Source organism: Alcaligenes pakistanensis (assembly GCF_014652815.1).
GTDB classification, from domain to species: Bacteria; Pseudomonadota; Gammaproteobacteria; order Burkholderiales; family Burkholderiaceae_B; genus Alcaligenes; species Alcaligenes pakistanensis.
Window position 1 is genome coordinate 124869 of the sequence record NZ_BMZN01000005.1, and the last position, 12713, is coordinate 137581.

The window sequence follows — 12713 nt, forward strand, 5'->3', positions numbered from 1 at the left end:
GTGCCGCGGCATCGCCGCGGCGATGGGTTTTACATCAAGGGCTGGATCGCATGGATTGTAATAACACCGCCATGGGGTCGTGATCCGAGCTCGCTTGTGCCTCAAAGGGATTGCTTAGCGGATCGTCTGCCCGCCTTGCATCCAGGGAATCCAAATCAGGTGCTGGACGGTTCAGCTGGAGCAGGATTTCTTCTTCGCTCAGGCTGACGGTCTTGTGTAAACCCCCTGTGACCAGTTGTGGGTAAGCAATGACGATACCGACCACCAGCAATTGTAGTACGACGAAGTAGGCCGAGCCCTTCCAGATCTGCTGAGTACGAACCCTCGGAATAGTTTGCTGGCTAACTGGATCAATATAGTCGGATCGAGGTGCCACGCTGCGTAAATACAGCAAGGCAAAACCGAACGGGGGGGTCAAAAAGGAGGTCTGTAGCACCAAGGCAATCACAATGCCGAACCAGATCAGGTCTATGCCCAGACTGTTGGCAACGGGTGTTAGCAAGGGCACCACAATGAAGGCAATCTCGAAGAAGTCCAGAAACATGCCCAGTACAAAAATGATGGCACTGACCGCAATGACAAAACCCAGTTCGCCGCCGGGAATGGCGTCAAACAGATGTTCTACCCACAGGTGGCCGTCCGCTGCACTGAAGGTAAAGCTAAAGACGGTGGAGCCGATCAAGATGAACATCACGAAGATGGCCAGCTTGGCGGTGTTTTCCAGAGCTTGATTGAGCAAAGACCAAGTCAGACGCTTGCGTGCCAAGGCTAACACCAGTGCACCAATGGCGCCCATCGCTCCGCCCTCGGTTGGGGTGGCAATGCCGAGAAAAATAGTGCCCAAGACCAGGAAAATCAAAATAACAGGTGGTATCAGGGCAAAAACAAAGCGCTCGGCCAGATGGGACAGCAATCCCCAGCCCGTGACGCGGTTGACTGAGGCAAACAGCAGAGCACTCAGGGAGGCCACGATAAGGGCGGTAATGGCGATTTGATCGCTGGGTGCGTGTGCCGGTTTGGAGAAAACCTGTGCCATGACTTCGTTATGCAGGCCAGCCCAGGTAAAACCGATGAAGGTACAGACCAGTACCAGCATTCCCAGTGAACGTCGTCCGCTGGCACCGGTGGCCGTGGTTTGGCTGCGCGCCTGTTCGGGCAGAGCGGGCATCCAGGATGGGCGTAGCAAGGCCAGAACAACGATGAAAACAATGTAGATGACCAGCAGCAAGAGACCAGGACCCAAGGCTGCCGCGTACATATCGCCGACCGAGCGTCCTAATTGGTCAGCCATCACAATCAGTACCAAAGAAGGAGGCAGGGCCTGAACCAATGCGCCCGATGCCGTGATGACACCACTGGCGATTTCCCGCTTGTAGCCATAGCGCAACATGACGGGCAAAGAAATCAGGCCCATGGAAATCACGACTGCAGAGGTCACCCCTGTAGAGGCGGCCAACAAAGCGCCGACTAGTACGACTGAGACGGCCAGGCCACCACGGACAGCGCCAAATAACTGGCCCATGGTTTCAAGTAGGTCCTCGGCCATGCCTGAGCGTTCCAGGATGATGCCCATCAAGGTGAAAAAGGGAATGGCCAGCATGGTTTCGTTTTGCATAATGCCAAAGATGCGCAGCGGCAAAACCTGGAACAGATTGGTGGGAAACAGCTCCAAGGCGATCCCCAGTACGCCGAACACCAGACCGGTGGCTGCCAGACCGAAGGCCACGGGAAAGCCGGTCAGCAAGAGCACAATCAGGCTCAGGAACATGATGGGGACGAAGTAGTCCGTAATAAAAGTGGCGATCATCGCGGCACCCCGCTGGTGGTGGTGGCGGAGAGGGCCTCAGTCGGTACTGCTATGGGGGTGTCCTGCGAGCCTTCTTCGGCAATGCTGTCTACGCCCTTGCCGATCAGGAACAGAACTCGTTTAGCCAGTTCGGCCAGGGCTTGCAGCAGCAGCAAGCTAAAGCCGGCCGGGATCAGTAGATAAGCGGGCCAACGCACTAACCCGCCTGCATTGCCCGACATCTCGCCAGAATGCCAGGCGGCGGTGAAAAAGCCCCAGCTGAGGTGGATAACGAATACACAGAAAGGGACCAGCACCAGAAGGATGCCCACGACATCGACCAGATTGCGGCCGCGCGCCCCCAGACGGGTGGAAATGAAGTCGATACGTACGTGGCTATTACTTAAGAAGCAGTAGCCGCCACCCAACAGGAAAACGGCTGCGTACAGATACCACTGGGCTTCCAGCATGCCGTTGGAACTCAGATCAAAGGCCTTACGGGTGATGGCATTGCTGGCGCTTAACAGGGTGGTGGCCAGCAATAGCCATTTGATGATGAAACCGATACCTCGGTTCAGGTGGTCTATGCCCCCCACCATGGTTTTTAATGCTGTCATTTTGTCTCCGCGAATATTGTTGTGATCCTTGTCGTGCTGCAAGGGAGTAATGCGTGAATGGCGGCGCATGGGCCGCTGACAGATAGCGTGTTGCTCCTTGGTCAACAAATGTGCTGCGTCAGTGTGCAGTGTCCTGGCGGGACCAGGACTGGCAGGATGGCTTAGAGGTCCAGGACCAGAACTCCCGAGCGGGCTCGGGACACGCAGGCCGTCAGGCAATGGGCCTGCTCGTCGGGACTAAGGATGTAATCCTGATGATCCACCTCGCCTTGCAGGTAATTGACGCGGCACGTGCCGCACAGCCCTGAGACGCAGGAGGTGGCAATGGGCACCCCGGCCTGGTTCAATGCATCGCTTAAGGTCTGCTCAGGAGCCACATCAATACGTTGGCCGGTACTGGCGATCTGGGCGATAAAGGCCCCCGCAGGCAAGCTGTGGGTATCGGCAGCCGGTTCGGGTGCTTTGAAGTGTTCGCAATGCACCGAGCCGGTGGGCCAGTGTGCGCTGGCCTGGGAACAGGCCAGCATGAAACCGGCAGGACCGCAGTAATACACATGGGTGCCCTCGGGAGCCTGGGCCAGCAAATCTTTCAGATTCAGGCCCTGTTCGGGGTTGCCATTGTCCAGATGGAGATGCAGCTGGCCTTGTGCTTGCCAGGCGGCCATATCTGTACCAAATGCGGCAGTGTCTGTGTTGCGGGTGCAGTAGTGCAGTTCAAAAGGCTGACCCTGGGATTCCAGAAAGTGGGCCATGGCCTTGATGGGGGTGATCCCAATTCCTCCAGCCAGCAAGATGGAGCGCCGGGCTTTGGGGTCCAGCTGAAAATGGTTGCGGGGGGGGCTGATGGTGATGATTTGCTGCACGTGAAGCGCATCGTGCAAGGCACGCGAGCCGCCCCGGCCGTTGGCGTCGCGCAGGACGGCGATCACGTAGCGGTGACGCTCATGCGGTGGGTTGCACAGCGAATACTGACGTATCAGCCCAGGCTGGATGTGTACGTCTATGTGGGCTCCCGCCTCAAAGGCGGGGAGCTCGCCACCGTGTGGGCAACTCAGCTCATAGGAGTTGATGCCCTGTGCTTCGTAGCGAATTTGCCTGATTCGCAGGGATAGTAGCCCGTCCTGAGTGGTGACCGCCTGGACGGGGGTAGCGGGTTCTGCAATAGCGTTCATGGCGCTCTCCGTGAGGGTACCCGTCCGCAAGCAGACGGGTGCGACTGGCGATCAGGATTCGGCAGCGACGCTGTTTAGCGACTGTTGCAGTTCTTGCATGCTTTGTTTGACGAAAGCTTCGCGCTCAGCCCCTTTCAGGCCGTCGGCGGAAGTCAGAATGCGTACGATTTCGCGTGTGGCATGACGGCGACGTGCCACTTCCTGAGCCAGATCCTCGGATTCGGGGATTTCCAGCACATTGCCCGAGCAATAACTGTTTGGTGCGCCCCCGCAGTCCCGCAGCCATTGGGCGAAGCCTTCAGGCGTGGCGGCCGGGTTGGTGCCACGCAAAGCATCGCGCAGCATCTTGCGGAACATATACAAGCCTGCGTCGAACTTGGTCGGGTTTTCCAAGGCATGGACGGCAATGGGGCGTTGGCTGATGATGGCCTCGTAGTCGCCGGGCGCCTGCTGGCATTCCTTATAGTTGTGACGGGCACGGTGATCGCCCGGGATAGGGGGGAAGTCTTCCAGCTTGTAGTCCCCAAAGCGTTCGGGGCGGCGCATGGCAACCTGCCCTTCCAGGAAGTCGATGGTCTCGTAACCCACCATGTCTTTATTGCCCACACCACGGGTATCAATGCCTGGGCCCATGACACGCCAGCCAATCATCTTGCTGTTCAGGTCGTCGACTGGAACAGTCCAGCGCACAATATGAAAGCGGCTGAAGAATTTCTGTTGTGAGCCATCTTCCGAGGTATAGGCGTGCAAGCTCAGGTTCGGCAGAATCTGGTGCTGGACCCGGATGAACAGATTGTCTTTGCTGGAACGGCGGGCACCTGCGCAGGCCAAACTGCGACCGTTGTGGACGGGGATGAACTGCATGTCCGGGGCCACTTCCATGGAGGCCGCACCGACTTCGTCAAATGTCGTCCCTTGGTAATTGCCGCCCACCACGTTTTTGGCTGCATGTAGTGCCGTAGGGTGGAAGTTGTCCGCCGAGTTATCTTGGACTTGCAGCCAGTTGCAGTGCTGAAAGTTGCTAAAGGCCACCAGCTCGTCACCGGGCAGAACGGTGAAGTTTTCCTCCCACTCGGGGAAAGGCGGTTCGGCATCGGGAGGGCCCATATAGGCGAAGATCAGGCCGTGGCGCTCGAAGGCTTTGTAAGCGCCCTGGCGAATGGAGCACGCGTATTTTTCGCCCTCGGCCTCTTCACCTTTGGGGTACGGCACGTGCAGACAGGTACCGTCCACATCGAACACCATGCCGTGATAGCAGCACATAATGCCCTTCTCTTGAATGGCACCGTATTCCAGCGAGGCGCCGCGGTGCGCACAATGGGCGTGCAGCAAGCCGATCTGGCCACTTTTGTCGCGAAAAGCCACCAGCTCTTCACCCAGGATTTTCAGAAAACGGGGGGTATCGGTCAGTTCGGCAGCCATGCAGACGGGATGCCAGAAGCGACGCATGTATTCGCCCATCGGTGTGCCTGCCCCTACTTCGGTCAGCTCAGGGTCGTGGTCAGGGGTGCGGTTGGTGTAGTAGCCGCCAAAGGGAATCAGTTTTTTCTCAATCATGTCGGTCCTCGTGTGCAGATCAATGGTGGAAGGGTCAGGCAACGTTGCGATCAACCAGGGCTTGGGCGTTGATCCAGGGCATCATGGCGCGCAGTTGCTCGCCAACAATTTCAAGACGGTGGCGCTGGTTCAGGCGGCGATGGGCGTTCAGGCTGGGCTGCCCTGCCCGGCTTTCCAGAATGAAGTTCTTGGCATAGGTGCCGTCCTGAATATCCTGCAGCAGTGCTTTCATGGCCTGGCGGGTGGCCTCTGTCACGATGCGCGGGCCAGCCTGGTATTCACCAAACTCGGCATTGTTGGAAATGCTGTAGTTCAGGTTGGCGATGCCGCCTTCGTAGAGCAAATCCACGATCAGCTTGAGTTCGTGCAGGCATTCAAAGTAGGCCATCTCTTCGGCATAACCTGCCTCGACCAGAGTCTCAAAGCCGCACTTGACCAAGTCCACCATGCCGCCGCACAGAACGGCTTGCTCGCCAAACAGATCGGTTTCAGTTTCTTCGCGGAAGTCGGTTTCAATGACACCGGAGCGGCCGCCTCCGTTGGCAATGGCGTAGGACATGGCCAGGTCACGGGCCTGACCGGAGCGGTCGGCATGAATGGCAATCAGGTGCGGCACACCACCGCCTTCCACGTAGGTGGAACGTACGGTATGGCCGGGAGCTTTGGGGGCGACCATGATTACATCCAGGTCCTCGCGGGGCTGCACTTGGCCGTAGTGGATGTTGAAGCCATGGGCAAAACCCAAGGTGGCTCCAGACCGGATATGGGGAGCGACATCCTGCTCGTAAACGCGGGCAATATCCTCGTCGGGTAGGAGCAACATCACAATGTCGGCTTGCTGGACAGCAGTCGGGATGTCAGCGACGGTCAGACGGGCGATGGCAGCCTTTTGACGTGATGCGCTGTTGGGGCGCAGGCCCACAACTACCTGCACGCCCGAATCACGCAGATTCAGTGCGTGAGCATGGCCTTGAGAGCCGTAGCCAATGATGGCAACCCGGCGTTGTTGCACCAGGCCCAGGTCGCCGTCCTTGTCATAAAACACCTTCATACTGTCTCCTTTTGGTGAGTTCTGTGTTCTGTATACAGAGTTCAGTATTGTGGGGTGTTATTCGAGGTGTCAAGCAAAAATCCGGAGAGCGGGGGAAATCCCTAGGGCTGGATGGAGCGGCTTAGCGCAGTGGGGTCAAGCTGGCTTCGCGCAGCAGCCAGTCGCGTAGATGTTCGATGCGTTTCAAGGTGTCGCGCTGGTTGCGATAGTAGAAAAAATGCATCTCGCGTTGCAGAGTGCGCTCGTTGGGCGCGGGCAGGATCAGCAGCTCACGGCTGGCCAGTTCGCGCTCCGCAAATCGCACTGTTTCCAAGGTCACACCCAGTTGGTCGACCGCTGCCGCCACGGCCATCGCGCCTCGGTCAAAAGACAGACGCGGCCCAGGAGGCGGCGCCATACCATTGCTGCCAAACCAATCGGCCCAGCTGACGGGGCTGATGGTGGAGTCGATCAGTGGCAGATGCAGATACCAGGGCTGGTGCAGGGCCAGCGTGGCATAGAGTTTGGGCGAGCATAAAGGCAGCAGAGGTTCCGGATGCAGGGATTCCACGACCAGCCGGGGATCATGACGCGGGGCATGGGCGTAGCTGATGACGCAGTCTATGTCGGTGGCTTGATGCAAGTCAGGCGGGGTGGCGTCGGTGCGCAGGTGAATGGCAAGACCCGGATGTTCGCGCATGAAGGCGTGCAAGCGCGGCCCCAGCCACTTTACGGCCAAGCTGGGTGCGCAATGCACTGTGAGTGCTGGGGTGGCACTAGCCTGGCCTTGGGTTTCTTCGCACAGTCGGGCTAGCTGGTCCAGCAGCGGTGCCAGTTCTCGATAGAACTCCTGCCCGTGGCTATTCAGGCTGACACGTCGGTTGTGCCGCACGAACAGGCTGCGGCCCAAATGGGTTTCCAGACTTTTGACTTGGTGGCTGATTGCCGAGGGTGTCAGGTGCAGTTCGTCCGCGGCCATACTGAAACTCTCTAGCCGTGCGGCGGATTCAAAGGCGCGTAACCAGGCGAAATTAGGGATGGACCGCATGGGGGAAATCCAATTAGATGAATATTTTTAATCAATAGCTGAAAAACCTTCGTTTGTCATTCATGGTTTTCGACCCCTACCATGAATTTACGTTTTACCCGTACGCTGCGCTGGATGGGCTGGCGTGCGGGCAACGCAATATCTTGCCGAACCCGAAGGAGTGCTTCCCATGAACGCAAAACCCAACATCAATGAAATACTGGCCATGACGGGCCGAAAATCGATTTATCAGCCCGAGCAACAGGGCCTGATCTACCCTGACGAGCCTGAGTTTGATTCTTTTGAAGAAGCTCGCACGCATTTGAAGCAACGCCTGGTGGCGGCCTGCCGCGCCTTTGCCTTGCATGGTCTGGACTATGGTTTTGCGGGTCACCTGACCGTGCGTGACCCCGAGCATTCTGGTCTGTACTGGACCAACCCGATGGCCGTCCATTTTGCCGATGTGAAGGTCTCCAACCTGATTTTGGCGGACCACGAGGGTAAGGTCATCGAAGGAGATTACGCCATTAACCGTGCTGGTTTTGTGCTCCATGCCGCCGTGCATGAGGAACACCCTGACATTGTGGCTATGTGCCATGCGCATACGGTTTACGGCACGGCTTTTGCCGCCTTGGGGCAGGAAATCCTGCCTATTACCCAAGATGCTGCCGCCTTTTTTGAAGACCATGTTGTCATTCGCGAAGAGGCAGGTCAGGTGGCAGTAGAAACCAAAGCGGGTCATAAGGTAGCTAATGCCTTTGCCGGCGTGAAAGCGGCGATTCACCAGAATCATGGTCTGCTCACTGCCAGCCGTCACAGTATCGAGGCGGCGGCCTTTTGGTTTATTGCCCTGGAGCGCTGTTGCCAGCAGCAATTGATGGTGGCGGCCACCGGCCTTACGCCCACACTGGTCACCCCTGAGCGCGCTCGTTATAGCCGTGAACACGTGGGCAGTGAATACATTGGCTGGCTGCACTTTCAGCCCATCTGGGAAAACTTGCTGCGCACCCAGCCCGATATGTTTGATTGATACGTCCCACTCGCAGCCTGATCCGTTGGGGGCAGGCTGCCTATACCCATAATCAGAACGAGGAGACATAACGTGGAACGACGAGCACTACTAAAACTGACCGGCCTGGCCGGCATTGTGGCCAGTGGTATGGCCCCGGCTGTGGTCAAGGCGCAAGAGAACCTGCGCTGGCGTCTGGCATCCAGCTTTCCCAAGCATCTGGATACCATTTATGGCGGTGGGGAGGTCTTTGCGCAGAAGGTGCGTGAGCTGAGCGACGGCAAGTTCAATATCTCTGTGCATGCCGGTGGTGAGCTGATGCCGGCTATGGGCGTGGTGGATGCCCTGGAGCAAAACTCGGTAGAAGCGGCGCATACCGCACCCTATTATTTCTTTGGCAAAAATGAAGCCTTTGCCTTGAGCTGTGCCATCCCTTTTGGGATGAACTCTCGCCAGTTGACGGCGTGGATGTACCACGGCAATGGCTTAAAGCTGACCCGAGATTTTTATGCCAACTACAACATCGTTAATTTCCCCTGTGGGAACAGCGGTGTGCAGATGGGGGGCTGGTTTCGCAAGCAGATCAATACGCCCGAGGACGTGCGCGGCTTGAAGATTCGTATTGGCGGCCTGCCCGGGAAAGTGATTGAAAAACTGGGCGGTATTCCCCAGAACATCGCGGGGGGCGAGGTGTATCAAGCGCTGGAAAAAGGCGTGATTGATGCGGCGGAATGGGTGGGGCCGTATGACGATTTGCGTTTGGGCTTTCATAAAGTAGCGCCCTACTACTATTACCCCGGCTGGTGGGAAGGGTCAGTGGGTCTAGATTTATTGGTCAACAAAAAAGCGTATGACGGCTTGTCACAGCATTACAAAGATATCGTCGCGGCTGCCAGCACGTATGCACACGTGGACATGCAGGCTAAATACGATGCGCGCAATCCCGGCGCCTTGAAAGAGCTGGTGGGTCAGGGCGCCAAAGTCCTGCCTTTTTCCAAGGAAGTGTTGGATGCCTCGTTTAAGGCCAGTCAGGAGCTGTATGCGGAACTGAACGAAAGCAATCCGCAGTGGCGCACTATTTATGCCGACTACCGCGCTTTCCAAAAAGATGAGCTGCTTTGGTTCCGCTTCGCCGAAGCCCGCTTTGACCAATACATGCAGACCGTGTCTTTATGATCCCAGGGCGGGGGCGGTATCGATTTGCTGTCTACGCAAGAAATACGAAGCCTCCGCCAACTTCAGAAAATCCACCATTTCACTCCGTGCACGCTCTGGATCGCCACTGGTCAGGGCCTTGCCCAGCTTCTCCAGCGCCTCCACGGTGATGTGATAGCTGTTGGTGTCGGTTGTATTGGCAAAGCGCACTTGGTTGGCGTGGTCGGCGGACATGGCGATGGCGTCCAGCAGGCGCTCGTTGTGTACGCATTGCAGCCAAGCCTGGCGAAAGCTGGCGTTGGCACTGAACATTAACGCCGCGTCTTTGTGCACCATGGCCACTTTGGCCAGATCTATCGCTTTACTAAGGCCTGCATTTAACTGATCGCGGTCCGCGATGTTGACAGCCAGAGCGGCGGCAGCGGGTTCCAGAATGCGGCGCAGCTCGAAGATATCGCGCACCATGGCGTCGGTCAGCACGGGGACCTGAAATCCCCGTGTGGTGCTGTTCAGTAATCCTTCGTTAACCAGTCGCAGCAGGGCCTGCCGCACGGGCATGCGGGTGCAGCCAAAGCGCTCGGCCAGCTCGTAATCCAGCAGGCGGTCTCCGGGGTGCCAGTCGCCCGCGTTCAAACGCTTGCGGGTGTCCCGATAAATGGTGTCCACCAGCGTTTCTGCTTTGCTTGCCTGGGTGGATTTACTAGTCGAAGTCGCCATACGAAACCGATCAGAAAAGAATGGATGATTGTATCGTACAGACCCCGCTGCGCTGACCGGGTTTGTGCCTAGAACTTGGTCCGTATCCCCACCCTTAATAAGGTCTGATTACGTCCCGTAGAACTGGGCATGCTGATGACGTTGGCGGTAGCGCCCTCGCCTTGTGCGTGCTGGATAATCGCCTGGGTATAGATATCCGTGCGCTTGGACAGGAAGTAGTCTGCTGTCAGGTTCAGCTGATGGTATTTGTTCGAACCCAGAGTCGTCAGCCCATAGCCCGGCCCCAATACCAGATTGGGTGCCGCGCGCCACGCAAAACCCAGCTGGTAGTTGCGGAAGGTGTGGTTCTTTTGCTGGCCATCGGGGGCCACGTACAACGCTTGAGAGAACACGCCATACACGGTGATTTTGTCGAAGGCGTAGTTGGCTCCTATGCCCCAGTCGCGCAGGTAGCGGCCACCGACCCGATTGGATGCACCACCGCCAGTCAGGGGGCTGATGTCCAGGCTGGCTTCCTTGACTTCGGTATAGGCGGCCCCCGTCGCAAAGTTGCCGTTTTTATAGTTGGCCGTAAAGCTGATGGTGCGTCCGGTTTGAGCTTGGCCTTCGCGTCGTTCCGGGAAGCCGTACATGGCACCCAACTCTACGCCGCCAAAAGAGGGCGTCACGTATTTAACGGATTGATTAACCCGTTGGCCGCTCATTCGGTCGTTATCCAGCGGGCTGTTGGAGTAACCGCCTGCTGACCAGGTCGGGGTGTAAAAGGCTTGCAGGGTATCGGTGAAGAAGTCGTACTGGCGGCCCAGTTTCAGGCTGCCTGCGTAATCGGACTTCAGGCCCAGCCAGGCTTGTCGGCCCCACAATGCCCCGCCCTGACCCATTTCGCCCGTTGCCATGGAAAAGCCGTTTTCCAGTTGGAAGATGGCGCTCAAACCATTGCCCAGGGATTCGGAACCGCGCAGGCCCAGGCGGTTGCCCTGCATCACACCGGTATCCAGCGTGGTTTTGGAGGGGCCATTGGCATTGCTGATCCAGGTCAGGCCCGCGTCCAGAATCCCATACAAGGTGACCGTGTTGCTGGTTTGGGCGATGGCGCTGGGGCTCAGCGTAGCCAAGCCAATACAGCCAGCAACAGCCAGTTTTAGGTGGCGGCGCATCATTGGGCACCGCCTTTGCTGGGAACGGCGTTCAATTTGCCCGCCTGATCCAGGGCGGTTTGTTGGCGAGCAGACGGTAAAGCAAAGACGCACAGCCCACCCAGCACGGCCAGACCGGCGATGGTCAGCACGGCGCTGCTGGTGTTGCCGCTCATCTCTTGAGCCAATCCCATGGCATAGGGGCCAAACAAACCACCTAATGCCGCTACGGCATTGATCAGCGCATAGCCGGTTGCAGCGGCGCGGCCACTCATGAAATTACCGGCCAGGGCCCAGACCAGTGGGGTGCCACCAATAAACATGGCGGTGGCGATGATGACGCCAATAATGCGGACCGTAGGATCGGGGGCCAAGGCGGTCAGCAGCAGGCCTATGGCGCCACCGGCGCAGGCGATGGCCAGATGCCAGCGTCGTTCGCCAAAGTAATCAGAGGAGCGGCCCAGAACCAGCATGGCCAGGGCTGAAGCGGCATAGGGCAAGGCGGCAATATAGCCAATATGCGTCAGGCTCTTGATGCCTGCTTCTTGAATGATGGTGGGCGTCCAGAAGATTACGGCATAAATACCCAGATTCAGGGAAAGCAGCACGCAAGCTAGCCACCACACATTGGGTTTGCCCAGCACTTCAGCAATTTTGTCTTTCCGGGGCAGTTCGCGTTGCGCGTCCTGGTTCAGCGTATGCAGAAGCGTTTTTTCTTCCTGGCTAAGCCACTTGGCGTCTTCCGGACGGTTGGGCAAGGTGACCCACAGCAAGGCGGCGACAAAGACGGCGGGCAGGCCCTGCAACAAGAACAGCCATTGCCAGTTATGCAGGTGTGCCGAGTCGGAAAACACGTCCATGATCCAGCCCGACAGCGGGCCCACAATCATGCCGCCCGCGGCGGCTGCCGTGACCAGCGTAGCCATGACACGGCCTTGGCGTTGCGGCGGAAACCATTGCGCCAGGTAGTACACCACGCCAGGCAGAAAGCCGGCTTCAGCCACACCCAGCAGGAAGCGGATGATATAGAACTGCGTGGGGGTGGTGACGAACATGGTCAGCACGGACAGGATGCCCCAGGTGATCATGATGCGTGTCAGCCAGGCGCGTGCTCCAAAGCGATACAGCAAGAGGTTGCTGGGGATCTCAAACAACAAAAAGCCCACAAAGAATATGCCTGAACCCAGGCCATAGACTTCCGCTGAAAAATTCAGGTCTTGCAGCATTTGCAGCTTGGCAAAGCCCACATTGACGCGGTCGATGTAGGCAACGATGTAGCTGATGAACAAGATGGGCATCAGCCGCCAGAGAATTTTGCCGAACAGCAGATCTTCGGCCTTGGAGGGGGCCGGGTCTGCGGGGCGCGATTGTTGTCTCATAGTAGTCCTTATTGGTAATCGCAGTAAGTGAATTCAGTTGAACTCAGTTGTGGTGAATATATTCATTTTCATACTTGATGGTCAATAAGAACTATAGGTATAAAGCAACTGCTTGATTTATTAGTTAA

General features: G+C 57.4%; 11 protein-coding genes. 2 read left to right on the forward strand and 9 right to left on the reverse strand.

The features are described from left to right. Window positions 1-34 precede the first annotated feature (34 nt). From IE156_RS16010 to IE156_RS16035, 6 genes are all read right to left on the reverse strand, one after another. On the reverse strand, window positions 35-1807 hold the full coding sequence (locus IE156_RS16010) for a TRAP transporter large permease (protein ID WP_189393647.1): 1773 nt from the start codon (window positions 1805-1807) through the stop codon (window positions 35-37). After that, window positions 1804-2403 (reverse strand): TRAP transporter small permease subunit, encoded by a 600-nt coding sequence (locus IE156_RS16015; RefSeq protein WP_189393648.1) that lies wholly within the window; start codon window positions 2401-2403, stop codon window positions 1804-1806. The genes IE156_RS16010 and IE156_RS16015 overlap by 4 nt, the downstream gene beginning before the upstream one ends. A gap of 161 nt (window positions 2404-2564) precedes the next feature. Next, a complete protein-coding gene (locus IE156_RS16020; RefSeq protein ID WP_189393649.1) occupies window positions 2565-3575 on the reverse strand; it encodes a PDR/VanB family oxidoreductase in 1011 nt (336 codons plus the stop codon). A gap of 51 nt (window positions 3576-3626) precedes the next feature. Continuing rightward, entirely contained in the window at window positions 3627-5132 is a 1506-nt protein-coding gene (locus IE156_RS16025; protein WP_189393650.1) for a Rieske 2Fe-2S domain-containing protein, read from the reverse strand. 34 nt (window positions 5133-5166) lie between these two features. Beyond that, on the reverse strand, window positions 5167-6183 hold the full coding sequence (gene ilvC / locus IE156_RS16030) for a ketol-acid reductoisomerase (RefSeq protein ID WP_189393651.1): 1017 nt from the start codon (window positions 6181-6183) through the stop codon (window positions 5167-5169). Between the two features lie 121 nt (window positions 6184-6304). Then, the gene (locus IE156_RS16035; protein WP_189393652.1) at window positions 6305-7210 is read right to left on the reverse strand and encodes a LysR substrate-binding domain-containing protein; all 906 of its coding nucleotides are present in this window, start codon (window positions 7208-7210) and stop codon (window positions 6305-6307) included. Window positions 7211-7379: 169 nt separating this feature from the next. Between IE156_RS16035 and IE156_RS16040 the strand changes: the two genes are divergently transcribed. Together IE156_RS16040 and IE156_RS16045 are read left to right on the forward strand one after the other, a co-directional pair. Continuing rightward, window positions 7380-8219, forward strand: coding sequence for a class II aldolase/adducin family protein (locus IE156_RS16040; RefSeq protein ID WP_189393653.1), 840 nt, complete (start codon window positions 7380-7382; stop codon window positions 8217-8219). A gap of 72 nt (window positions 8220-8291) precedes the next feature. Then, window positions 8292-9374 carry a TRAP transporter substrate-binding protein gene (locus IE156_RS16045; RefSeq protein WP_189393654.1) on the forward strand — a complete coding sequence of 361 codons (1083 nt, stop codon included), beginning with the start codon at window positions 8292-8294 and terminating at the stop codon, window positions 9372-9374. Here the strand turns inward: IE156_RS16045 and IE156_RS16050 are convergent. From IE156_RS16050 to IE156_RS16060, 3 genes are all read right to left on the reverse strand, one after another. Next, window positions 9369-10070 (reverse strand): GntR family transcriptional regulator, encoded by a 702-nt coding sequence (locus IE156_RS16050; RefSeq protein WP_189393655.1) that lies wholly within the window; start codon window positions 10068-10070, stop codon window positions 9369-9371. The genes IE156_RS16045 and IE156_RS16050 overlap by 6 nt on opposite strands. Before the next feature lie 68 nt (window positions 10071-10138). Further along, window positions 10139-11230 (reverse strand): porin, encoded by a 1092-nt coding sequence (locus IE156_RS16055; protein ID WP_189393656.1) that lies wholly within the window; start codon window positions 11228-11230, stop codon window positions 10139-10141. Next, window positions 11227-12585, reverse strand: a complete 1359-nt coding sequence (locus tag IE156_RS16060) for an MFS transporter (protein ID WP_189393657.1) — start codon at window positions 12583-12585, stop codon at window positions 11227-11229. Before IE156_RS16060 ends, IE156_RS16055 begins: the two co-directional genes overlap by 4 nt. Window positions 12586-12713 lie beyond the last annotated feature (128 nt).